This is a genomic window from Leclercia sp. (assembly GCF_036780805.1).
Taxonomy (GTDB): domain Bacteria; phylum Pseudomonadota; class Gammaproteobacteria; order Enterobacterales; family Enterobacteriaceae; genus Enterobacter.
On the sequence record NZ_DAIQCE010000001.1, the window covers coordinates 1,644,716 to 1,669,169 of the forward strand.

Sequence of the window (24,454 nt, forward strand, 5' to 3'; positions counted from 1 at the left end):
CATAGATTAATCAGTATTCAAAGGGTCTGTGTTGGTTGTAGAGCAGCAATGCGTGATTCTCATCCAGTACTGTTTACTGCGTTTAGCCATCTAGACGTATGCGGAATTCACTACCATGTGTTGAAACTTAAAATGTGGAATTATTTACCTATATAGGTTTAAGGTAGTTTTTTCCTCATTTACTTAGATCTATTTCTGAGAAAAGCAAAGGTTTGAGTGTTTTAGAGTCGTCGCAGACGGCGATAAAACCGAGAAACCGTATGCGTAGTTCAATTAGCGAGCACGCGAGCTATTGGACTATTTCATTATTCATTACATTATGAATCGAGACACAAACGAGCGTTGCTCGTTCGGTCGGGGTAATCCTCATACTCCGCTCCGCTCCGTATTCGTATTCCCTGTTTTCTCTTATTATTAGTTTGATCAGTAATGACTGAACTAATGAATTATTGAATACAACTGTCGTTCGCTTCGCTCACTGACGTGTCTTGTGTACTGACGCCCTCGACTACGCTTCGCTGCGTTCGGGTTGTCCTGCTCGTGTTCAACTCGCTCAATACTTCTAACTGTCTAAGTTACTACCCCCACACTACCCTAGTTAACCCACGTTAGTGATTTCCGCATTACGATCAGCCAATAAAAAAGACCGCAATTAAGCGGCCTTTCGTTTACTTCATCATTCCTCGTAACATCTCTATCTGCTGTTCTGTCAGCTTCTTCTTAGTACACCATTTATCGAACTGTTCAGTACTGACATCGCCCTTATGTCTCGACTGTAACGTACTGAATGCTTTTCTCAGCTTCTTGTCATCTGCATTGAATACTTCCGGGCGTCCTGGTTTCAACTTTTCAGTACTGTCATCTTCCAGACCCAGATCGATATGATGGATGTTAGCAGTACCCAATGACTCAGCCTGTTCTCTATCTACTACGTATACAACGATCTCAGACTGAGAATCGTAATCACGCAGATTCGAACGGTTGATGAACTGGTATAGGTTCTCAAACTCCCTGGCCTGCACCAGATCCTGGCCCGTAATGCCGAACTGCTCACGACACATCACGACTTCAACAGGGCTAGGTTTCATTGAGGCAAGCCATACCGCTGTTGTGTAGCTCTGGTACGCGTTCATGCCACGGCTGTTCGGTGAAATGTACTGCCCTGAACTGAGGATCTTACTCATGTCGCCTTTAGTTGAACTGTTCGACGTATAGTAGTACTGCCCCGTTACGTTCTGTTCTATGTACTGTGCAATGGTAGGCAGTGCATCAGGGTTGTCAGTTCTGAAAGTACTGGTAAAGCGTTTCTTATCGAGGAAATAGTACACCTTGAGTCGATCACTCACTGGCACTACACGCTGCCGCAATGACATTGTGACTTCTGTAAACAGTCCAGGATTCGAACGGTACAGTAGTGACTCTGTGAAGCTGTTCGCCATGAATGTCATATCTAGGCCAGCATCTACATACTTTTGAATATTGACCCATGCCATGATCGACAACTGGTTACATTCATCCCTGTACACTTCATGCCCGTCCTGAATTTTAGTACTGAAAAAATTACTGTTCATTCTGAATTCGTCATATAGATCGATGAATTCAAAACGTTGATGAATATCGGATAGCAGATCATCATTGAAACGGGTAATTGGAACAGCGGTACAGTACTGTTTATCGAGATCCGTGAAACTTGTGAACAACTGTTTGTGTACTTCATGTTTTTTCTCAGTGTTGATTACCTTGTAACAATGAAAACTAACAACATCATCGAGAAATATTTTACGATTTTTGGGCAATGACAGATCTGAAATACGCAAAAATGCACGCTCACTGATAATCAGTACTCTGTGCGTCGGTTCTTTGAGAAATTGGTTTACTGCGTATTCGACATTGCTATGAGTTTCAGATGATATTACCGTACAGATATCACCTAACGCTGCGGCTGACTGTTTCATCAATTGCAGTTCTGAATGTACCAATAAATAAGGTATATCAGTACGTTTTATCATTTCAATCATTGAATATGTTTTATGCGATCCACAATCGCCTTGACTAAATTTTAGCATTTTTTTACATCCTTGTAAGTTAGAGTTGGCAGTACTGAATTGATGGTTCAGTACTGCATAGTATTTAACGGAAGTGTATTGGAATACGCTTCCGTTATTCGTTTACAGTTTTACTGTTATGCGTTTTTTACGAATATCATTTTTCAGTTTCCGTATACGTAATTTCAATGCTGCGATGATTTCACGTAACGGCATTGGTTCAGTTTTGTACCTCGCTATTGTCTTTTCAATTGCTACTATTTTTGCTGCTTGCCATGCGGCATGAGCATGTTCAGGTTTTTCAAACGTACCAAGACATACTCTTTTATATTTGCCATTGGCTTGAAGTTGACAGCATCGGGCTTGAAAACCTTTACCGTTTTCAGTTACACCCAACATCGAACCGCGTGCGTTGCCTCGATCTAACAGCAAGTTATTCAAGTACTGTGGTACGTAACGACATGCCATCTCTGAGTACTCTGTATTCCCAGGCATCAAAATGTCTTTATCCAAGCTATATCCAGGTACATAGTGGTTATGAATCGCAGAATTCTTGAAATTCGATGAACACCACCAATCAGGATGTACTGTCACATTTGCATATGTTGGTTGCTTCGTTTTGAGTTTTGAGGAATATCCCCTGTTCATGACTCCATACCAGTTTTTCCCTTCACGTGTTTTTGAAAAGTCGGGTATGTCGTTTATGCCAATACCGCATACTAGTTTTTTACTCATTTTTTACGTCCTTGTAGTTGCTACTGGAATTCCGTTTCCTAGTAGTTGTTAAGTACTGCCATTTCTCATAAAAATTGCAGTACTGATATTTTGATGCAGCAAAACGACTCACTTCATTGTGAGTTTTTTTGTCTGCTATTTTGGGGTACTTCTACTTCGAAATATGACAGTACTTAATTACTTGCCTGTTATCATGGCAGAGTTGATTAGTAGCTGTACTAGTGCTGCTTTTGTTATACCGCGTTTTACTGATTCTGAATTTAGCCATTCCTCCATAGTTGGTGTTATTTTTACAGTAACTTGTTTAGTTTTGATTTCTTTGAACATGGATGTTCCTTATTTGGTTATTTTTCCGTGCAAAAAGCCCCCATTGCAGGGGCATTCAAAATTGCAGGGATATACAATATGTTTTGATATACTTATTGTACCACTCATACGGTTTTCATCCCAAAAATGAGCAGTACTTTATCGTTCCAACGTAGTTATTTATTAAATTTCTCGTAAAACAGCTTCAAATGAACCATAAACAAGAAAACCCGCCTAAGCGGGTTCTTTGTATATCTAGTACTGTTATGCTGGCTTCTTGAATACTGTACGTTCACTACTCGACTTTTTAGGCCAGAACTGAGAACCCTTAAGTTTTGGGTAGTTCACGATAGCGAGCATATCCAGTACCATATTAAACATACCATCGTGAGCCGTCTCCAGATTGTATAGAGACGTTTCGATATCTTTAATCAACCTGTGGTTCTTAACCTGTTCGATGATATCAGCACTAACTACAGTACTCGTATCTTTGTCGCGTTTAATGTAGTACGTCCATTCATGACGTTTACCTGTACCCTCAAATACAAAGTGTTCACCCTCTTTATATGAGTACTGCAAAGAAACAACACCATCGTACTTATAAATGACAACAGACCGCATTAACCGCCGTACTATTTCACGCAACTTAACTCGTGTTTCATGAGTTGGATCAGAAATGATACCCCACTGTATCAACTCAAAGAAGTTCACCATATTCGTTTCAAACACTGTGTTAGCAGTGAGAAGTAATTTCTTCTGATGGGTTCTATCAAGTTCCTGTACTAATTGCTTGCGTTCTTTTTCTGCTGCTGCCAGTAGTTCTACTAATGCTTCTGAATAATGTTTAGCAATACCAGATGCAATATTTTTGATTTCCGTGTTCAGTTCAGCAATACGAACCTCATACTTTTCGATCTGCCCATCAAGATCGGTGGCTGAGTTCTGATTACGTATTGAATCGTCAAAATACGCATGTGTGAGTACAATCATTAAGCAGTGTTCTATCAGAATACCTGATAATGACCATGACCGAGTACAACCACCACCTTTTGACGCTAATCCACTACTGCACACGTAGCGTATTTTACCGTCTGTAGTAGTTAAGGTATTCATCGTACCGCTACACTGACCGCAACGAATTAAACGCATACCACCTAGTAAACTAATGCTAGAACTTTTATTTGCCCTGAACTTGTTATTGCTTTTGACTTCTTGAATTCTATAGAACTCAGCCTCAGTACATAAAGGTGGATAATAGTTTTCTAGTTTATGCTCGTCCTTACCTAACTGCATTATCCGACAACCATATAACGCCGGATTCACACGCATATTTTTAATTGTTGAACCAGACCAATCACGACCTTTAAACCCATATGGGTATCTCTCCCGCAAGGCTGCAACAATTCTAAAAACACTATGACCCTCTTTACACATTTCGACGATCATTTTTGCGGCATCCCACATAACCGGATGAGGCTTAACGGCCTCCTTTTCATCTCCAGTAGAGTCTATCCACCATACGTGACTTCCCGCACTTTTAATCGTGGCGGGTTTACCTTCTTTGTGACGCTCAATCAACAGTTTCGCATGACTAACAACACGCTTCGATTTTGTCTCAGACTCCTCATTAGCACGGGCAAACAACATGATACTCATCATCAAGCCAGTAGCATTTGCCGCTATCGATTCCCTGTTATAAACGTGTTCATCCAGGCCTGTAACGATGGTGATACCCAGCTTCAGTACTGAGATAAACCATTCTGTCGCGTCGAGTACGTTTTGACGTGAAAGGCGGTCTAACGATTCTACATACAGCCATGAGTCTGACGGTACTAGACCGATTTTAACAGCACCAATGAACCCGCCTAATGCTGATTTCTTCTCATCCCAGTTTGCACCCTTATAAGCCGATACTGCTTCATCACGCAGTTCTGCCCATTCCAGCCCGTTACGTGCGGCGTACTCTTTTGATTTTCGGGTTTGGCGTTCAAGTGAACTGTTTCCAGTTTGCTTATCGGATGACCAACGAACATACGAATACAGTTGAGTTTTCATATACTTGACCTGAATTTTTGTTGTTTGCGTTTTATCTACTGAAGAGTATAACAGGCTTACCAGGATGGCTGATGATATGCACGTTGCCGCTGGCAATAGTGGCAATCATCGCCTCAGTGTTGGTGGCTTTGTCCTGCGGGGCAAATACCGGCTCATGAAAACCGGCGAGGATCAGATCCAGCGAGGTCAGCATCGGGCCGGTACAGTCAATTTCACCCTGGGTGTTTTTGATGTTGGCCTCAATCCCGCGCAGGATCCCCACGCCGTCCACCACCCGCGGCCAGATGCGCATATTCACAAAGTGCCAGTAGTGCGGAGCATCGGCCATATCCGGACCATGATCGGTGATCGCAAAAAGTTTAATGTCCTTAAGCTTTGCCTGGGCGATGTAGTCATGAAGATTGCTATAGGCGTGAGTACTGGCGACGGTGTGCATATGCAGGTCAACGGGGTACATCGTTCTCTCCTCTCGTGTTTCCCAAAGGATAGCAGTTATCCCAGGCGTTTATTAGCAAAAACCCGGCGAAGGCCGGGTTTGACTCAGTAACCGCGCTGCCTGTCGACCTGCCCGGTGACCGGCTCGCCTTTCTCCAGTTGGCTAATGGTGCGCGCGATATACGCGACCGCTTCTGCCGGACGCGTTACCGCCGCCACGTGCGGCGTCATGGCCACGCGCGGGTGGGCCCATAAAGGATGGTCGGCAGGCAACGGCTCTTTACTGTAAACATCCAGCATCGCCCCTTTCAGCTTGCCACGCTCCAGCGCCGCCAGCAGATCGGCCTCGACCAGGTGGACACCGCGCGCCAGGTTCATCAGGTAGCTGTTATCCGCCAGCTGGTTCAGCAGATCGCTATTGATGATCCCAACCGTCTCCGCCGTATTCGGCAGGAGGTTAATCAGCACTCGCGTGCCCTGTAAAAACTGCGGCAGTTCGTCCATCCCGGCAAAGCTGGTGACGCCAGGGTAGTCCTTACGGGTGCGGCTCCAGCAGCGCAGCGGAAAGCCCCAGGGCGACAGCGCCTCGGCCACCTTAGAACCCAGAACCCCTGCCCCGAGGATCCCGATAGTAAAATCTTCGCGCTGATAATCGGCCAGCGGCTCCCAGCGGGCCTGCTGTTTTAACGCCTGATAGTCATCAAAGCGGCGGAACCAGTGCAGCACCTGGCTTACGGCATACTCCTGCATCTGCTGGCCCATGCCGGTATCTTCCAGGCGGAACAGCGGGATCGTCTCCGCCAGCATTTCCGGGTGCGCCTTGAGCTTGCTGAGGATCGAGTCCACCCCGGCGCCGAGGGCAAACACCGCTTTGAGATTGCGCCCCTGCAGCATCTCTACCGGGGGATGCCACACCAGAGCATAATCCGCCGGTTCATTGTCGCCGCGTTTCCACTCGCGAACCCGTGCCCTCGGCAGCGCCGCCGAAAGTGTTTTAATCCAGTAAGCGTTATCAAATGTCGGGTGGTAAAAAATGATGTCCATTGCGATTGCCTTCTGTTGCGCTGTTTTATGTTCATTTTCAACTGCATCGCAGCATAACAAATTTTGTGAGTAAGGTCGTTGTAGATAAAAGAGGCACTTTCAGCACATTTAGAGATCAGGTTGGTGGAAGTTTGTCTCAACAGGCTAATTTACTGAAAAAGTTGATTGACGTAGGTAAGGCTTTTCCTTACATTAGCGCCCGTCCCGGCAACAACGGGATGACAATATGGTGAGGTGTCCGAGTGGCTGAAGGAGCACGCCTGGAAAGTGTGTATACGGCAACGTATCGAGGGTTCGAATCCCTCCCTCACCGCCATATTTAAAGAAGAGCTCGTACGAAAGTACGGGCTTTTTTTTCGCATGTCGCACGCCACCGGGAGGGATGAGACCCCTCGACCGAGGGTTCGACAACGGGCGACAGCCCGTTGGACAGACCGCGAACGCAGTGAGTGGGCTGCCCGCAGGGCGAGCGCAGCGAGTCAATCCCTCCCGGTGCGAAATGCGGCTCCGTGCGGTCTGCAAACGTCGGGTGGCGCTGCGCTTACCCGACCTACAAAACCCACAAACATCACTGCACCCGTAGGCCTGATAAGCGCAGCGCATCAGGCGTTTTCGCAGAATGCAACGAAGTGCGCTCTGGGCCCCTCACCCTAACCCTCTCCCCAAAGTGGAGAGGGAACAAAGCGTCGGGCGGCGCTTCGCTTACCCGACCTACAAAACCCACAAACATCACTGCACCCGTAGGCCTGATAAGCACAGCGCATCAGGCGTTTTCGCAGAATTTAACGCTGTGCGCTCTGGGCCCCTCACTCCTCCACCATCCTCGCGTACTCCGCGGTTAAAAAATCCACCAGCGTTCTGACGGACGGTAACAGCCCGCGCCGCGAAGGATAGACCGCATGGATCACCTCCCGACGCGGCTCCCACGCCTCAAGCACTTTTATCAGTTCCCCTGATGCCAGCTGGTCTTTGACCATCAAAATTGGCAACTGCACCAGCCCCACACCCGCCATTGCCGCCTCGCGCAGCGCCAGCATGTCGGTGGTGATCAGCCGCGGTTGAAAATGGATCTCCGCCCTGGCCCCTTCCGGCCCGCTGAGCGCCCACTTATGTACCTGTTTCCCCTCCCCCATACTCAGACCGGGCCAGGCGCTAAGTTCAGACGGCACCCCCGGCGTGCCCAGCCGGGCGATCAGTTCCGGGGCCGCCACCAGACAGTGGCCCCTGTCGGCCAACACCCGCAGGACCAGATCGCTGTCGTCAAAGGGGCGCGGGCGCACGCGGATTGCCACATCGATGCCCTCCGCCACCAGATCCACCCGCCGGTTGGTCGCCTCAAGCTGCAAATTAATGCCGGGATAGCGCGCCATAAACCGCGCCAGCATCGGCCCCACGTGAACATGCAGGAGCGTTACCGGGCAGGTGATCCTCACCATGCCGCGGGGTTCGGCTTGCAACGCCGCAACGGCCTCCTCTGCCGCCTCGGCCTCTACCAGCATCGCCTTGCAGTGCTGATAGAAGGTGTGCCCCACCTCCGTAACCGCAAACTGGCGGGTGGTGCGCTGGATCAAGCGCACCCCGAGCCGCGTCTCCAGCTGGGCAATCCGACGGCTGAGTTTGGATTTAGGCTCATCAAGCGCCCGGCCCGCCGCCGCGAAGCCACCGTGATCCACCACCTTCACAAACCACATGAAATCATTGAGATCCTGCATAACGCCCTCGTCGTTCCATTTCAGGAACAGTGCATGTCATTTTTGCTATCTACCGGGATATTAACTCTGAATATAAGCTAATTACATCAACAGAACATCAGGAGAAGACGATGAAAAACGTAACAGGCATTTATACCGCACCCCGTCAGCACTGGGTTGGCGACGGTTTCCCGGTGCGTTCGATGTTTTCTTACCAGACCCACGGCGAGCCGCTGAGCCCGTTTTTACTGCTGGACTACGCCGGGCCGCACAGCTTCCCGGCGGATGGAGCCAAACGCGGCGTGGGCGAGCATCCTCACCGTGGCTTTGAGACAGTCACCATCGTCTATTCCGGCGAAGTGGAGCATCGCGACTCAACGGGCAAAGGCGGCGTGATTGGTCCAGGGGACGTGCAGTGGATGACGGCCGGCTCGGGCATTCTGCACGAGGAGTTCCACTCCAGCGCCTTTGCGCAGCGAGGGGGCGAGCTAAAAATGATGCAGCTGTGGGTCAACCTGCCTGCGAAAGACAAGATGGCGACGCCGGGCTACCAGAGCATCACTAAAAGCCAGATCCCGGTGGTGACTCTGCCCGACAACAGCGGTGAACTGCGCGTCATTGCCGGGCGCTACGAGGAGGTGGCCGGTCCGGCGCACACTTACTCCCCGCTGAACGTCTGGGATATTACCCTGCGTCAGGGCAGCCATCTGTCGCTCGCTCAGCCTGAAGGCTGGAGCACGGCGCTGGTGGTGCTGGAAGGCAGCGTGACGGTGAATGGTTCTGCCCAGGCGGGTGAAGCTCAGCTTGTTGTCCTGAGTCAGGAAGGCGAGAAGCTGCATCTGGAGGCCAGCAGCGACGCCAAAGTGCTGCTGATGGCCGGGGAACCGCTGAACGAACCCATCGTCGGCTACGGCCCGTTTGTAATGAACACGAAAAACGAAATCGCAGAGGCTGTTCGCGATTTCAATTCCGGCCGCTTTGGCCAGATCTGAATGTAATAAAGGAGAGAATAATGTCTAACCCAGCTAACTTTAACGGCGCACGTCCGGTTATTGATGTGAATGATGCGGTGATGCTGCTGATCGATCACCAGAGCGGGCTGTTCCAGACCGTCGGTGACATGCCAATGCCGGAGCTGCGCGCCCGCGCTGCGGCGCTGGCGAAAATTGCCACTCTGGCGAATATCCCGGTGATCACCACCGCCTCCGTGCCGCAAGGGCCAAACGGACCGTTGATCCCGGAGATCCACGCTAACGCCCCGCATGCACAGTATGTAGCACGTAAAGGCGAGATCAACGCCTGGGATAACCCGGAGTTCGTGGCCGCAGTGAAGGCCACCGGACGTAAAACGCTGATTATCGCGGGTACCATCACCAGCGTCTGCATGGCCTTCCCGTCTATCAGCGCGGTGGCGGACGGCTACAAAGTGTTTGCAGTGATCGACGCCTCAGGCACCTACAGCAAAATGGCGCAGGAGATCACCCTGGCGCGTGTGGTGCAGGCGGGCGTTGTGCCAATGGATACCGCCGCCGTGGCCTCGGAGATCCAGCGCACCTGGAATCGTGAGGATGCCGCAGAGTGGGCGGAAGTCTATACGCACATTTTCCCGGCGTATCAGCTGCTGATCGAAAGCTACGGCAAGGCGCAAGAAGTCGTTAAGAACAGCGAAGTGCTCGATTCACAGCGTTAATCGTCAGCTCCACGGCCTGAAAACCGTGGAGCTGATTATTGCTTAACCGAACGCGCAGTAATGCAGAAAATCTGCTTGACCGTTTTAGCCTGACTCCCTATAGTAGCGCCCCGTTGCCCCCGAGAGGAACGGCAGCAAAACAATATGGTGAGGTGTCCGAGTGGCTGAAGGAGCACGCCTGGAAAGTGTGTATACGGCAACGTATCGAGGGTTCGAATCCCTCCCTCACCGCCATATTTAAAGAAGAGCTCGTACGAAAGTACGGGCTTTTTTTTCGCATGTCGCACGCCACCGGGAGGGATGAGACCCCTCGACCGAGGGTTCGACAACGGGCGACAGCCCGTTGGACAGACCGCGAACGCAGTGAGTGGGCTGCCCGCAGGGCGAGCGCAGCGAGTCAATCCCTCCCGGTGCGAAATGCGGCTCCGTGCGGTCTGCAAACGTCGGGTGGCGCTCCGCTTACCCGACCTACGAAACCCAAACCCAGCCTCGATCCCGTAGGCCTGATAAGCGCAGCGCCATCAGGCGTTTACCCTGCACAAACAACAAAGCCCGGTTTCCCGGGCTCTGCACACATCAACAGACTCAATAGTAGGCGTTCAGGGTCCGCTGGCACAGGGCCGAGCGCACGCAGTCATCTTTGGTGAACTGCACTATCCCTACCATCTCATCCTCAACGAAACGAGCCAGCGCATCGCTCAGACCCGATTTGACGCCGGCCGGCAGGTCGCACTGGGTGATATCCCCGTTCACGATCACCGTCACGTTTTCCCCGAGGCGCGTTAAAAACATCTTCATTTGCGCAGCAGTTACGTTCTGAGCCTCGTCGAGAATCACAACTGCATTTTCAAATGTACGTCCGCGCATATAGGCGAACGGCGCAATTTCTACCTTGCCGATTTCCGGCCGCAGGCAGTACTGCATAAAAGATGCGCCCAAACGCTTGACCAGCACGTCATAAACGGGCCGGAAGTACGGCGCAAATTTCTCCGAAATATCACCGGGCAAGAAGCCGAGATCCTCATCGGCCTGCAAAACCGGCCGGGTGACAATGATCTTGTCGACGTCTTTGTGAATCAGAGCCTCTGCCGCTTTGGCTGCACTTATCCAGGTCTTCCCGCACCCGGCTTCACCGGTGGCGAAAATCAGCGACTTACTCTCAATAGCATTAAGGTACTGCGCCTGAGCGTCATTGCGTGCAACAACTGGCGTCATATCCCGGCTGTCCCGTGCCATGCCAATTGCTTCAACACCACTCATCTGCACAAGCGAGGTGACCGACTCTTCTTCACGCTGTTTATGGCTACGTGAATCCCGTCTCAGCACACGTTTTGCTTCACGACGAGCTTTGATCACTGCTTTTTGTCTTCCCATGGATAGCACCTTGAGTTGTTGGTATTCATCACTCGTACCTACATCAGTACGATTAGGCGAACAAACATCTGAGGGTTGGCTTCCTTCTAAGCCATAGCTTACTTGGTTAAATGACCCGGCCGAATCGCTATGCTCACCATTCGTCAGGTCGGAAAAATCAGGATTTGCTGTGGAGGGGGAGAATTTTTCGGTGAAGAGATCGCTGCCGGAGTTTGAGCCTCCGCGCCGGGTACTGCGGTTGTTACGTTTACCTTGTCCAGTTGAGGACCCAACCATTCGCGATCTCCAGAGTGATTCATGTTCACTGTAAGGTTTACCGCTTTCTTAGTGTAAGTACATCAGGATTTAGCATGAATGCAACATTATTTTTACCTGAATGCAACTTTTAAGATTCGCCTGACAGCGTTAATGAGTCTGCTATGAATATATTACAGAATTATAACAAGAGGATAACGGGAGAGAAAATAACTGTCCCGCTTAAGGGGTAAGCGGGACGGGGATCAGGCTTCAAGCAGCCCCTGAGCGAGCCAGCCGTTTTTATCACGCACGCCCGGCAGGGCAAAGAAATAGCCCCCGCCCACCGGCTTGATGTACTCCTCCAGCGCTTCACCGTTCAAACGCTTCTGCACGGTCAAAAAGCCCTGCTCCAGATCGTGCTGGAAGCAGACAAACAGCAGGCCCATATCCAGCTGCCCGGCGTTGGTCACCCCCAGCGAATAGCTGTAGCCCCGGCGCATCATCAGGTTGGACCCGGTCTCCTTTGTGCGCGGGTTAGCGAGACGAATATGGCTGTCGAGGGCGATAACATTGCCGTCGGGATCGCTGGCGTAATCCGGCACGTCGTGCTCGTTTTTCATCCCCAGCGGCGCACCGCTGTGCTTGTCGCGACCAAAAATGGTCTGCTGCTCTTTCAGCGGCGTGCGATCCCAGAACTCAACGTGGAACTGGATAATGCGCACCGCCTGATAGCTGCCGCCTACCGCCCAGGCCGGTTCGCCCTGGTCGGCCGTTACCCACACCACGCTGTCCATCAGGGGCGTATCCTGGCTGTTCGGGTTGGCGGTGCCATCCTTAAAGCCGAGCAGGTTTACCGGCGTCTCTTTGCCTTTGCTGCGCGCGGCGTGGTCAGAGATAAACCCTTCCCGCTTCCAGCGCACGCTCAGCAGATCCGGGGTGTGCTTGATCAGATCCCGCAGGGCGTGGATCACCGTGTCCTGGGTGTTGGCGCAGATCTGGATCAGCACATCGCCATGGCACAGGGCCGCGTCCAGCGAATCATTCGGGAAGCGCACCATCTTCTGCAACGATTTTGGTTTCTGTGGGGCGAGGCCGAAGCGATCGTCAAACAGCGAGGCCCCCAGCGACACCGTCATGGTCAGATTATCCGGGGCGATAAAGGCCCCCAGGATCCCGGAATCCATCGGTGGCAGGCGCGGGTTCGGCGTGTCGGGTGCCGGGCCGCCGGTGGTCAGAAAGGCAATGCGCTGGGTCAGGAGGCGGAACAGACGCTCCAGCTCGCTTTTGTCGCTGGCCAGCACATCAAAGGCCACCAGCATCATCGACGCCTGCTGCGGGGTTAAAATCCCCGCCTGATGCGTACCGTAAAACGGCTGCGTCTCCATTCGTGCGTCCGGGGAGAGCGTCCCCGGCGCGCTCTGCGGTTTTGCCGCATGCGCCACCGGGCAACCGCCTGCAAGGGCAAGAGCGCCGCCAAGCGCCCCTACCCCTTTTAACAACCGACGTCGTGAAGGTTCAGCCACGTCGTACTCGTCATGCTTGTTCATCAACTTAGTCCAGACCCAGTACGCCACGCAGCTGCGCCAGATCTTCTGCCAGGGTGGTAATCGGCCCTTTCAGGGCGTTACGGTCGGCATCGGTCAGCTTGTCGTAGGTTTCAAACCCGTCCTGGGTGCGGTATTTCGCCAGAATGGTGGTGACCTTCTTAAAGTTGGCATCCACTTTCGCCAGCAGTTCGCTGTTATCTTTCTGCAGCTGCGGACGCAGCAGGTCAACGATCTTCTGCGCACCTTCGACGTTGGCCTGGAAGTCCCACAGGTCAGTGTGGCTGTAGCGATCTTCTTCTCCGCTGATCTTGCTGGCCGCCACTTCTTCAATCAGCCCTGCCGCACCGCCCACCACTTTCGACGGCGGGAAGGCCAGCTCGCTGATGCGTTTTTGCAGCTCCAGCACGTCGCTGTTCAGCTGGGTGGCGTACTGCTCCATCCCTTTGGTGGAGTTGTCGCCAAACAGCGCTTTCTCCAGACGGTGGAAGCCGGTGAATTTCGGATCGGCGGCCTTCTGCTCGTAATCATCTTCACGGGCATCGATGCTGCCATCGAGGTCAGAGAACAGCTCGGCAATCGGCTCGATGCGCTCGTAGTGCTGACGGGTCGGCGCATACAGGGATTTCGCTTTTTCGATATCGCCTGCTTTCACCGCGTCGGTAAAGGCTTTAGTGCTGGCAGCCAGATCCGCCGTCTCTTTGGTAACGTAGGCTTTATAGGCGGTGATGGCATCGCCGAGGCTCAGCAGCGCGTCGCCTTTGGCAGCATCAGCGGTGGCGGCTCCTTTCACGATCAGCTTGCCTTTCGGGTTGGTCAGCAGGCCGCAGGTCATGTCGTATTCCCCCGGTTGCAGATTGGCGGTCATCTTCTGGCTGAAGCCTGGCGCGATGTTTTCGCGCTCTTCTACCACCATTACCCCTTTGAGGATCTCCCACTCCAGCGCTTTCTGGCTGTGGTTCTGGATGATGAACTGGGTTTTACCGCTGTTGACCGTGACGGTCATCGGCTCACACTGTTTATCATTGACGGTAATTTTAACCTGCGGAACATCCGCGGCCTGAGCGGCGAAAGCGGACGCCATCAGCGCTGCAACGCCAGCCTGTAACGCACTGCGACGAAAGTGGATTGCCATGACTTTTCCCTTTTAAAAGTATGTTGTAACTACAGTGAGCACTTCAGGGCGCAGTACGCGACGGCTGAGCGCTGGGGCGCGATGGCATAAAGAACAGCGCCAGCGCCGGAATAAGATAGATAAAGTAGACCGCCACTTCGCTGACGCTCGGGGCTTCCTGATAGCCGAAGATCCCTTCCAGCAGGGTGCCGGTCAGCGAATGGGTAGACAGAACGTTACTGAGATCGAAGGCCACATCCTGGAAGTGGTTCCACAGGCCCGCCTCATGGAAGGCACGGATCGCCCCGGCAGCCAGTCCGGCGGCCACCAGCAGGATAAACAGGCTGGTCCACTTGAAGAAGACCCCGAGGTTAAGACGGATCCCGCCCCAGTAGAGCAGGAAGCCGAGCACCACCGCGGTGGCCAGACCCAGCATCGCACCCAGCGGCGGCCAGATGCCGACATCCTGCTGGAACGCGGCCAGCAGGAAGAAGACCGACTCCAGCCCTTCACGCGCCACGGCGAAAAAGACCATCATGATCAGCGCCCAGCCGTGGTGATTGCCCTTCGCCAGGGCGCTGTCCACCGCCTGCTCCAGCTGAACCTTGACGTTACGCGACACTTTACGCATCCAGAACACCATCCAGGTGAGGATCACCACCGCAATCAGCGCCACGATGCCTTCAAACAGCTCCTGCTCTTTTTGCGGGAATTCCCCGGTGGTTTCGTTGATCGCAATGCCCAGACCGAGGCAGAGGGCGGCAGCCAGGAAGACGCCAATCCACATCACGCCAATCCAGCGGCCGCGCTGGGTGCGTTTCAGATAGCTGGCGATGAGGCTGACAATGAGGGCCGCTTCAAGACCTTCACGTAACATAATGAGAAATGGAACAAACATGCCGACACCTTAAATGTTTTTCGCGGTCAACTGATGCAAAGAAAGGTAAATTCTTATGATAGTGATTATCATTACGGCAATAAGAAATACAAGCGAAATATGCTGCATTTTGATGACAGGATGTAAAACCATAAGGGGAAAATAATAACTTAAGTGACTAAAAGGTTTATAAGTTAAGACATAAAAGTTCATTTACGGTTACGGCAGGCTGTGGCTAAATGTGCGCCTCATTAATCTGCTGAAAATCAACTATGTATCAATTCCTGCACTTCCTGCTGGCGCTGGTGGTTATCCTTGCGCTGGCCTGGCTGGTCAGCTTTGACCGCCGCAACGTCCGCATTCGTTACGTTATCCAACTTATTGTGATTGAGATTGCGCTGGCATTCTTTTTCCTCCACGCCGAAAGCGGTCTGTTTGTTATTCAGTACGTTTCGGGCTTCTTTGAATCGTTGCTGAAATATGCCGCCGAAGGGACCAACTTTGTATTTGGCGGGATGGGTGAAAAAGGGCTGGCGTTTATTTTCCTCGGCGTGCTGTGCCCGATTATCTTTATTTCGGCACTGATCGGCATTCTGCAGCACTGGCGTATTCTGCCGGTGATTATTCGCGTGATCGGCACCCTGCTGTCAAAGGTTAACGGCATGGGCAAGCTCGAATCCTTTAACGCCATCAGCTCCCTGACGCTCGGCCAGTCGGAAAACTTCATTGCTTACAAAGGGGTGCTGGGGGACCTCTCGTCGCGTCGTCTGTTCACCATGGCGGCCACCGCCATGTCGACGGTCTCGCTGTCGATTGTTGGCGCGTATATGACCATGCTCGAGGCGAAATATGTGGTGGCGGCGCTGATCCTGAATATGTTCAGCACCTTTATCATCCTCACGGTGATTAACCCAACCCGCCCGGAAGCGGAGCCGGAAATTAAGCTGGAAAAGATGCATGAATCCCAGAGCTTCTTTGAGATGCTGGGCGAATATATTCTGGCTGGCTTCAAGGTGGCGATGATTATTCTGGCGATGCTGATTGGCTTTATTGCCCTGATCAGCGCCGTGAACGCCCTCTTCTCCAGCGTGTTCGGCCTGAGCTTCCAGCAGATTCTGGGCTATGTCTTCTATCCGCTGGCGTGGCTGGTGGGGATCCCGCTGAGCGATGCCCTGCATGCGGGTGGGATTATGGCGACCAAGCTGGTGGCAAACGAGTTTGTAGCGATGATCGAGCTGCAAAAAATTGCCGCGCAGATGACCCCGCGCGGGCTGGGCATTCTGTCGGTGTTCCTGGTCTCCTTCGCCAACTTTGCCTCGATCGGCATTGTGGCCGGGGCGATTAAGGGGCTGAACGAGAAGCAGGGCAACGTGGTATCACGCTTTGGTCTGCGCCTGGTGTACGGTGCAACGCTGGTGAGCCTGTTGTCGGCGAGCTTTGCGGGATTAGTGCTGTAGTGTAATGCCCGGCGGCGCTGGCGCTTGCACGGGCCTACAAGGTAAATGCAAAACGGCAACTTAGTTGCCGTTTTTAGTGTTTGCTCCCTCTCCCTGTGGGAGAGGGCCGGGGTGAGGGCATCAGGCCGCACCCGGTCTTATCAAAACTGCACGCACACCGGCTGGTCAACGCGCATTACCGACTCCTGGGCAAAGCGCTGCTTATACACTCCACGCAGCGCCTCGATATTGCTCTCGCTCCGGGCATCTTTTGCGTGGATCAGCATCAACGCCTTGCTCGATTCGCGCGCCACTTTCCCGTCATTCCCCAGCCACTGCCCACGGGCATCAAACACCGTTAAGCCATCGCGAAAACGCGGGGTGACGTCCTGGTCGACAAACTGCTGCCACTCCTGGCCGGTGATCGCCTCCCCTGCCGGACGGTTCAGGCCGAAGTAGAGGGTGGTTTGCTGCATCTGATTATCGGCCTTGCAGGTGTTATCCGCGGTGCTGTGCGAGGGGGCGTTACAGCCCGCCAGCAGTAAAATTGCGCCCGCCACAAGCCCTGTTTTGATTGTCATACTTCGCTATCCTCATTGTTATAAGTCCAGCGATATGAACGTAAGTTGCAGAAATTAGCAAGAAAAAAGCCGGGTAGCGCTAACGCTTACCCGGCCTACAGGAGGGAGAAGACAAATTACTCAGGCTGCAACTTCGACGGCGGCGCGGTGTGGTAATGCGCATCCGCTTCAGCAAAGCGTTTCTGCATCGCGGCAGACGGCGCTTTACCCAGCAGGCTGAAGACCACAATCCCGATGCTGCCAAAGATAAAGCCTGGAATGATTTCGTACAGGCCCAGCCACGCGAACTGCTTCCAGACGATCACGGTGACCGCACCGATAATCATCCCCGCCAGCGCGCCGTTGCGGGTCATACGTGACCACAGCACCGAGAACAGCACCACCGGACCAAAGGCGGCACCAAAGCCTGCCCAGGCGTAGCTTACCAGGCCCAGCACGCGGTTTTCCGGGTTTGCCGCCAGGGCGATGGAGACCAGAGCTACCACCAGCACCATAAAGCGCCCCACCCACACCAGCTCTTTCTGGCTCGCGCCCTTACGCAGGAAGGCTTTGTACAGATCTTCGGTGATGGCGCTGGAGCAGACCAGCAGCTGGCAGCTCAGGGTAGACATTACCGCGGCGAGGATAGCGGAGAGCAGAATACCAGCAATCCACGGGTTGAAGAGGATCTGCGCCAGTTCGATAAACACCCGCTCTGAGTTCTGGCTCACCGCACCCGCCAGGGAGGGGTTATTGGTGAAGTAGGCAATACCGAAGAAGCCCACCGCACAGGCACCGCCCAGGCAGAGGATCATCCAGGTCATGCTGATACGGCGGGCATGAACGATGGTGTGGTGAGAGTCTGCCGCCATAAAGCGCGCCAGGATGTGCGGCTGGCCGAAGTAACCCAGCCCCCAGCCCATCAGGGAGACAATGGCAACGAAGTTCAGCCCTTTCAGCATATCGACGTTTTCGATGCTCTTCTGCTGGATCACCGCCAGGGAATCACCCAGGCCGCCCACGGAGAGAATAACAATCACCGGGGTCAGGATCAGGGCAAAAATCATCAGGCTGGCCTGTACGGTATCGGTCCAGCTCACCGCCAGGAAGCCACCCACGAAGGTGTAGAGGATAGTGGCCGCGGCACCCGCCCACAGGGCAGTTTCATAGCTCATGCCGAAGGTGCTTTCGAACAGGCGCGCCCCGGCCACGATGCCGGAGGCACAGTAGATAGTGAAGAACACCAGGATCACCACGGCGGAGATAATACGCAGCACCCGGCTGTTGTCTTCGAAACGCCCGGAGAAGTAATCCGGCAGGGTCAGGGCATTGTTGTTAGCTTCGGTGTGCACGCGCAGACGCCCGGCCACCAGCTTCCAGTTTACCCATGCGCCAACGGTCAGACCGATGGCAATCCAGCTTTCGGAGATCCCGGAGATGAAGATAGCGCCCGGCAGGCCCATCAGCAGCCAGCCGCTCATGTCCGATGCGCCCGCCGAGAGCGCGGTCACCACCGGCCCAAGGCTACGCCCGCCGAGAATATAGTCGTCAAAGTTTTTGGTAGAACGCCATGCAAGGAACCCTATCAGGATCATGCCAAAAATATAGATAAGAAATGTCACCAGCATCGGTGTGCTAATTGCCATTTAAATACTCCGCAAAGATGTTCGACAGCTTTCCCGGCTGTCTTTATTCCACCCCCGGAACGAGGGGGTGATGATGTGTGTTTCTGTTGGCCGCGCGTATCCTGCCGTATGCGCTGCCATGACACAAACGATTTAACACTGCATTTACATCAATTTCATCCCCGGTTTCACAGCAGTTTCCTGGAGGTTGCACTCGCTCACGTTTTTCGCGGTTGCACCTTTAAAAAGTGTTAAGCGCCGCATGAAAACAGGCTTCATCACTAAAATCCACACTTATTTTGCGGTTAACCATGTCGTAACATCCCATTCATTTTTCAGCTTGCAAACCGGGTCACATTTAACGAGGTTGCACAAAGTTGCAACATAGTGGATATTTCACGTTAACTACACTAGCGCTACTGAATCACAGGAGTTTTTGGCATGGGCATGACCACCATGGGGGTTAAGCTGGATGACGCGACCCGCGAACGGATTAAATCGGCAGCCACGCGGATCGACCGCACGCCGCACTGGTTAATTAAGCAGGCCATCTTTAACTATCTGGAAAAGCTGGAGAGCAACGACGACCTGCCGGAGCTGCCTGCCCTGCTGGCCGGTGCCGCCAACGAGAGCGACGAGCACGCCGAGGCCGCCGAAGAGATCCACCAGCCGTTCCTCGAATTTGCCGAGCAGATCCTGCCCCAGTCGGTGAGCCGCGCGGCCATCACCGCCGCCTACCGTCGCGCAGAGACCGACGCCGTGCCGATGCTGCTGGAGCAGGCTCGCCTGCCGGAGCCGATTGCCTCTCAGGCCCACAGCCTGGCCTATACGCTTGCCGAAAAACTGCGCAGCCAGAAAACTGCCACCGGCCGTGCCGGGATGGTGCAGAGCCTGCTGCAGGAGTTCTCCCTCTCCTCGCAGGAGGGCGTGGCGCTGATGTGTCTGGCGGAAGCGCTGCTGCGTATCCCGGACAAAGCCACCCGCGACGCGCTGATCCGCGACAAGATCAGCAACGGCAACTGGCATTCGCACATTGGCCGCAGCCCGTCGCTGTTCGTTAACGCCGCGACCTGGGGCCTGCTGTTCACCGGCCGTCTGGTCTCCACCCACAACGAAGCCAGCCTCTCCCGCTCCCTGAACCGCATTATCGGCAAGAGCGGCGAGCCGCTGATCCGTAAAGGCGTGGACATGGCGATGCGCCTGATGGGCGAGCAGTTTGTGACCGGTGAAACCATCGCCGAAGCGCTGGCTAACGCCCGCAAGCTGGAAGATAAAGGCTTCCGCTACTCCTATGACATGCTGGGCGAAGCCGCCCTGACCGCCGCCGATGCGCAGGCCTATCTGGTCTCTTACCAGCAGGCGATCCACGCCATCGGTAAAGCTTCAAACGGTCGCGGCATTTATGAAGGCCCGGGGATCTCCATTAAGCTCTCCGCCCTGCACCCGCGCTACAGCCGCGCCCAGTACGACCGCGTGATGGAAGAGCTCTATCCGCGCCTGAAGTCCCTGACCCTGCTGGCACGCCAGTATGACATCGGGATCAACATCGACGCCGAAGAGGCCGACCGCCTGGAGATCTCCCTCGATCTGCTGGAAAAACTGTGCTTCGAGCCGGAGCTGGCGGGCTGGAACGGCATTGGCTTTGTTATCCAGGCCTACCAGAAACGCTGTCCGTTCGTGATTGACTACCTGATTGACCTGGCCTCCCGCAGCCGCCGTCGCCTGATGATCCGTCTGGTGAAAGGCGCCTACTGGGACAGCGAAATCAAGCGCGCCCAGATGGACGGTCTGGAAGGCTATCCGGTCTACACCCGTAAGGTATATACCGACGTCTCCTACCTCGCGTGCGCGAAGAAACTGCTCGGCGTACCGAATCTGATCTATCCGCAGTTCGCTACCCACAACGCCCACACCTTAGCGGCGATCTACCAGCTGGCCGGGCAGAACTACTATCCGGGCCAGTACGAGTTCCAGTGCCTGCATGGCATGGGTGAGCCGCTGTACGAGCAGGTCACCGGGAAAGTGGCGGATGGCAAACTGAACCGTCCGTGCCGTATTTATGCTCCTGTGGGCACCCACGAAACCCTGCTGGCGTACCTGGTGCGTCGTCTGCTGGAGAACGGGGCTAATACCTCCTTCGTGAACCGCATTGCCGATGCCACCCTGCCGCTGGACGAGCTGGTGGCCGATCCGGTGCAGGCCGTCGAGAAAATGGCCGCCCAGGAAGGCCAGGTGGGTCTGCCGCATCCGAAGATTGCCCTGCCGCGCGAGCTGTACGGTACCGGGCGCGTCAACTCCTCCGGTCTGGACCTGGCGAACGAGCACCGTCTGGCATCGCTCTCCTCGTCGCTGCTTAACAGCGCCCTGCAGAAATGGCAGGCCAAACCAATCCTCGAGCAGCCGGTGAACAACGGCGAAATGCAGCCGGTCATCAACCCGGCCGAGCCTAAAGATATCGTCGGCTTTGCCCGGGAAGCGACCGAACAGGAAGTGGATCTGGCCCTCGACAGCGCGGTGAACAGCGCACCGATCTGGTTCGCCACCCCGCCGCAGGAGCGCGCGGCAATTCTGGAACGCGCTGCGGTGCTGATGGAAGATCAGATGCAGCAGCTGATTGGCATTCTGGTGCGCGAGGCGGGTAAAACCTTCAGCAACGCCATCGCCGAAGTGCGCGAGGCCGTTGACTTCCTGCACTACTATGCCGGTCAGGTCCGCGACGACTTTGACAACGAAACCCACCGCCCGCTGGGGCCGGTGGTCTGTATCAGCCCGTGGAACTTCCCGCTGGCGATCTTCACCGGGCAGATTGCGGCCGCCCTTGCCGCCGGTAACAGCGTGCTGGCAAAACCGGCCGAGCAGACCCCGCTGATTGCCGCTCAGGGGATCAATATCCTGCTGGAAGCGGGCGTGCCTGCGGGCGTGGTGCAGTTGCTGCCAGGCCGCGGCGAGACCGTCGGCGCGAAACTGACCGCCGACAACCGCGTGCGCGGGGTGATGTTCACCGGCTCCACCGAGGTGGCCTCCCTGCTGCAACGCAATATCGCCACCCGTCTGGATGCCCAGGGCCGTCCGACCCCGCTGATCGCCGAAACCGGCGGGATGAACGCGATGATCGTTGACTCCTCCGCCCTCACCGAGCAGGTGGTAGTGGACGTGGTGGCCTCGGCCTTTGACAGCGCCGGACAGCGCTGCTCCGCCCTGCGCGTGCTCTGCCTGCAGGATGACATCGCTGACCACACCCTGAAGATGCTGCGTGGCGCCATGGGCGAATGCCGGATGGGCAACCCTGGCCGTCTCACCACCGACATCGGTCCGGTTATCGATGCCGAAGCAAAAACCAACATTGAAAACCACATCCAGGCGATGCGCGCCAAAGGCCGTCCGGTGTTCCAGGCGGTGCGTGAGAACAGCGAAGACGCCCGGGAGTGGACCAGCGGCACCTTCGTGGCGCCAACCCTGATCGAGCTGGCCAGCTTCGACGAGCTGAAAAAAGAGGTCTTCGGCCCGGTGCTGCACGTGGTGCGTTACAACCGTAACAACCTCGATCAGCTTATCGAGCAGATCAACGCCTCCGGCTACGGCCTGACGCTGGGCGTGCATACCCGTATCGACGAAACCATCGCTCAGGTGACCGGCAGCGCGAAGGTCGGCAACCTGTACGTAAACCGCAACATGGTGGGCGCGGTCGTCGGCGTGCAGCCGTTCGGCGGCGAAGGGCTGTCGGGCACCGGTCCGAAAGCCGGCGGCCCAATGTACCTGTACCGCCTGCTGGCGAACCGTCCGGCCAACGCCCTCGGTGTGACCCTGGGTCGTCAGGATGCCCAGTATCCGGTGGATGCGCAGGTGAAAGCGGTGCTGACTCAGCCGCTGCAAGCCCTGGCGGCCTGGGCAGAAAAACGTCCTGAACTGCGTGCCCTGTGCCAGCAGTATGGCGAGCAGGCGCAGGCCGGTACCCAGCGCGTGCTGCCGGGCCCGACCGGCGAGCGCAACACCTGGACCCTGATGCCGCGTGAGCGCGTGCTGTGCGTGGCGGATAACGAGCAGGATGCGCTGGTTCAGCTGGCGGCGGCGATGGCTACCGGGTGTGAAGTGCTGTGGCCGGAAGATGGCCTGCACCGCGACCTGGCGAAGCAGCTGCCGAAGGCGGTGACCGAGCGTATTCGCTTTGCGAAGGCGGATGTGCTGATCGGCCAGCCGTTTGATGCGGTGATCTACCACGGTGATTCCGACCAGCTGCGCGAGCTGTGTGAGCAGGTGGCCGGCCGTAGCGGCGCGATTGTGTCGGTGCAGGGCTTCGCCCGCGGCGAAGACAACCTCCAGCTGGAGCGTCTGTACGTCGAGCGCTCGCTCAGCGTCAACACCGCCGCCGCAGGCGGAAACGCCAGCCTGATGACCATCGGCTAAGCGTGCAATCTCTCCCCGGTGGCGCTACGCTTACCGGGGCTACAGGATTGTGCGGTCTGTATTCCCCGGTGGCGCTGCGCTTACCGGGGCTACAGGGTGACAATATGTTTTCGTAGGCCGGATAAGCGCAGCGCATCCGGCTTTTTTATTCGGAGGGAAAACATGAAACGAGCGTTTATTGCCGGTGCCGCCTTACTGCTGAGCACCAGCGCCCTGGCAGATGAGTGCGCCAGCCTCAGCAACCAGACTGAAATGAGCACCTGTGCTGCGCAACAATATCAGGCAGCGGATAAAACCCTGAACCAGACGTATCAGACGGCGATCAAGCGCGCCGCCGCGCCCCAGCGCGATCTGCTGCAAAAAGCCCAACAGGCGTGGATCGCCCTGCGTGATGCCGACTGCGCCTTAATCGGCTCGGGCACCGAGGGCGGCTCCGTTCAGCCGATGATCGTCAACCAGTGTCTGGCCGAGAAAACCAATGAACGGGAAGCGTATCTGGCCTCGTTGATGCAGTGTGAAGAAGGCGATTTGAGCTGCCCTCTTCCGCCGGCGCATTAACGCACCCGAATGCCTTCGATAATCATCCGCTGCACGTTATCCACGGTGCTGTGGAAGAAGTCGTCATCCTTGAGCGACTTGCCGGTCACCGCCTCCACCTGGGCGGAAAAGTCGGCGTAGTGCTGGGTAGCGGCCCAAATCATAAAGATCAGATGGTGCGGATCCACCGGGGCCAGTTTCCCGGTGGCCACCCACCCGGCAACGATCGCCGACTTCTCATCCACCAGCGATTTCATATCCCCACTCAGCACCGTTTTCAGCAGCGGTGCCCCCTGCAGCATCTCCAGGCAGAACAGCCGCGACGCCTGGGGATAGTCCCGGGAGACCTCCAGCTTGAGGCGGATATACTGCTGGATCGCCACCAGCGGGGTCAGCTCTTCCCGAAACGCCTTCAGCGGCGCCAGCCAGATATCAAGGATCTGCTGCAGGACGGAAACGTACAGCGCCTCTTTCGAGGGGAAGTAGTAGAGCAGATTGGTTTTTGACACCCCCGCCAGCTCGGCAACCTGCTCCAGCCGCGTGCCGTGAATGCCAAACTGCGAAAAGGTCTCCAGCGCCGCCGAGAGGATCGCCTGTTTTTTCGCGCTCACCGCCTGCGAACGTTTACCGGTTGTTTTCACTGCGCCTTGTGCCATGGGCTCGCTCCTTGTTGATCTGCTCCCAGCATAGCAAAAACCCCAGTGCGACCACGACAATCTGCACCGCCACCGCGCACGACTGCCTG

At 55.0% G+C, this 24,454-nt stretch carries 18 protein-coding genes, 2 tRNA genes and 1 pseudogene; 7 read left to right on the forward strand and 14 right to left on the reverse strand.

All coding sequences use genetic code 11. The features are described 5' to 3' along the window. Window positions 1-668 precede the first annotated feature (668 nt). From V7Q49_RS07830 to ghrA, 6 genes and pseudogenes are all read right to left on the reverse strand, one after another. Complete coding sequence (locus tag V7Q49_RS07830; RefSeq protein WP_333850161.1) at window positions 669-2,066, reverse strand: hypothetical protein; 1,398 nt, start codon at window positions 2,064-2,066, stop codon at window positions 669-671. A 102-nt stretch (window positions 2,067-2,168) separates the two neighbouring features. Next, window positions 2,169-2,780, reverse strand: a complete 612-nt coding sequence (locus V7Q49_RS07835) for a hypothetical protein (RefSeq protein WP_333850162.1) — start codon at window positions 2,778-2,780, stop codon at window positions 2,169-2,171. 177 nt (window positions 2,781-2,957) lie between these two features. After that, the gene (locus V7Q49_RS07840; protein WP_333850163.1) at window positions 2,958-3,107 is read right to left on the reverse strand and encodes a hypothetical protein; all 150 of its coding nucleotides are present in this window, start codon (window positions 3,105-3,107) and stop codon (window positions 2,958-2,960) included. A 243-nt stretch (window positions 3,108-3,350) separates the two neighbouring features. Continuing rightward, window positions 3,351-5,141 carry a recombinase family protein gene (locus V7Q49_RS07845; RefSeq protein ID WP_333850164.1) on the reverse strand — a complete coding sequence of 597 codons (1,791 nt, stop codon included), beginning with the start codon at window positions 5,139-5,141 and terminating at the stop codon, window positions 3,351-3,353. 52 nt (window positions 5,142-5,193) lie between these two features. Next, a pseudogene (locus tag V7Q49_RS07850) lies at window positions 5,194-5,598 on the reverse strand (PHP domain-containing protein); the annotation flags it as partial. 83 nt (window positions 5,599-5,681) lie between these two features. Beyond that, on the reverse strand, window positions 5,682-6,620 hold the full coding sequence (gene ghrA / locus V7Q49_RS07855) for a glyoxylate/hydroxypyruvate reductase GhrA (RefSeq protein WP_333850165.1): 939 nt from the start codon (window positions 6,618-6,620) through the stop codon (window positions 5,682-5,684). Window positions 6,621-6,848: 228 nt separating this feature from the next. Between ghrA and V7Q49_RS07860 the strand changes: the two genes are divergently transcribed. Then, window positions 6,849-6,936: transfer RNA gene (locus tag V7Q49_RS07860), tRNA-Ser, on the forward strand. Window positions 6,937-7,426: 490 nt separating this feature from the next. Here the strand turns inward: V7Q49_RS07860 and V7Q49_RS07865 are convergent. Next, window positions 7,427-8,332: a LysR family transcriptional regulator gene (locus tag V7Q49_RS07865; RefSeq protein ID WP_333850166.1), complete on the reverse strand. Its 906-nt coding sequence runs from the start codon at window positions 8,330-8,332 to the stop codon at window positions 7,427-7,429. Between the two features lie 110 nt (window positions 8,333-8,442). On the opposite strand from V7Q49_RS07865, the gene V7Q49_RS07870 reads away from it, so the two are divergent. From V7Q49_RS07870 to V7Q49_RS07880, 3 genes are all read left to right on the forward strand, one after another. Next, window positions 8,443-9,303: a pirin family protein gene (locus tag V7Q49_RS07870; RefSeq protein ID WP_333850167.1), complete on the forward strand. Its 861-nt coding sequence runs from the start codon at window positions 8,443-8,445 to the stop codon at window positions 9,301-9,303. 20 nt (window positions 9,304-9,323) lie between these two features. Continuing rightward, on the forward strand, window positions 9,324-10,001 hold the full coding sequence (locus V7Q49_RS07875; RefSeq protein ID WP_333850168.1) for an isochorismatase family protein: 678 nt from the start codon (window positions 9,324-9,326) through the stop codon (window positions 9,999-10,001). A gap of 146 nt (window positions 10,002-10,147) precedes the next feature. Beyond that, a tRNA-Ser gene (locus V7Q49_RS07880) sits at window positions 10,148-10,235 on the forward strand. A 351-nt stretch (window positions 10,236-10,586) separates the two neighbouring features. Here the strand turns inward: V7Q49_RS07880 and phoH are convergent. The 4 genes from phoH to efeU form a co-directional block, all read right to left on the reverse strand. After that, window positions 10,587-11,375, reverse strand: a complete 789-nt coding sequence (gene phoH, locus V7Q49_RS07885) for a phosphate starvation-inducible protein PhoH (RefSeq protein WP_197090593.1) — start codon at window positions 11,373-11,375, stop codon at window positions 10,587-10,589. A 500-nt stretch (window positions 11,376-11,875) separates the two neighbouring features. Beyond that, window positions 11,876-13,159, reverse strand: a complete 1,284-nt coding sequence (gene efeB, locus V7Q49_RS07890) for an iron uptake transporter deferrochelatase/peroxidase subunit (protein WP_333850169.1) — start codon at window positions 13,157-13,159, stop codon at window positions 11,876-11,878. Between the two features lie 4 nt (window positions 13,160-13,163). Continuing rightward, window positions 13,164-14,291: an iron uptake system protein EfeO gene (gene efeO / locus V7Q49_RS07895; protein WP_333850170.1), complete on the reverse strand. Its 1,128-nt coding sequence runs from the start codon at window positions 14,289-14,291 to the stop codon at window positions 13,164-13,166. A 43-nt stretch (window positions 14,292-14,334) separates the two neighbouring features. After that, a complete protein-coding gene (efeU, locus tag V7Q49_RS07900) occupies window positions 14,335-15,168 on the reverse strand; it encodes an iron uptake transporter permease EfeU (protein ID WP_333850171.1) in 834 nt (277 codons plus the stop codon). A gap of 251 nt (window positions 15,169-15,419) precedes the next feature. Here efeU and V7Q49_RS07905 point away from each other — a divergent pair, with 251 nt between their 5' ends. Next, window positions 15,420-16,604, forward strand: coding sequence for a NupC/NupG family nucleoside CNT transporter (locus V7Q49_RS07905; RefSeq protein ID WP_333850172.1), 1,185 nt, complete (start codon window positions 15,420-15,422; stop codon window positions 16,602-16,604). Window positions 16,605-16,744: 140 nt separating this feature from the next. Here the strand turns inward: V7Q49_RS07905 and V7Q49_RS07910 are convergent, their stop codons facing one another. After that, window positions 16,745-17,164 carry a DUF3574 domain-containing protein gene (locus V7Q49_RS07910; RefSeq protein WP_333850173.1) on the reverse strand — a complete coding sequence of 140 codons (420 nt, stop codon included), beginning with the start codon at window positions 17,162-17,164 and terminating at the stop codon, window positions 16,745-16,747. Window positions 17,165-17,280: 116 nt separating this feature from the next. Continuing rightward, window positions 17,281-18,789: a sodium/proline symporter PutP gene (putP, locus tag V7Q49_RS07915; protein WP_333850174.1), complete on the reverse strand. Its 1,509-nt coding sequence runs from the start codon at window positions 18,787-18,789 to the stop codon at window positions 17,281-17,283. Window positions 18,790-19,209: 420 nt separating this feature from the next. Here putP and putA point away from each other — a divergent pair, with 420 nt between their 5' ends. Further along, complete coding sequence (gene putA / locus V7Q49_RS07920) at window positions 19,210-23,172, forward strand: trifunctional transcriptional regulator/proline dehydrogenase/L-glutamate gamma-semialdehyde dehydrogenase (RefSeq protein ID WP_333850175.1); 3,963 nt, start codon at window positions 19,210-19,212, stop codon at window positions 23,170-23,172. Between the two features lie 162 nt (window positions 23,173-23,334). Then, window positions 23,335-23,730 carry a lysozyme inhibitor LprI family protein gene (locus tag V7Q49_RS07925; RefSeq protein WP_333850176.1) on the forward strand — a complete coding sequence of 132 codons (396 nt, stop codon included), beginning with the start codon at window positions 23,335-23,337 and terminating at the stop codon, window positions 23,728-23,730. On the opposite strand, the gene rutR is transcribed toward V7Q49_RS07925, so the two are convergent. Then, window positions 23,727-24,365 carry an HTH-type transcriptional regulator RutR gene (gene rutR, locus V7Q49_RS07930; RefSeq protein WP_333850177.1) on the reverse strand — a complete coding sequence of 213 codons (639 nt, stop codon included), beginning with the start codon at window positions 24,363-24,365 and terminating at the stop codon, window positions 23,727-23,729. The two genes, V7Q49_RS07925 and rutR, sit on opposite strands and share 4 nt — an antisense overlap. Window positions 24,366-24,454 lie beyond the last annotated feature (89 nt).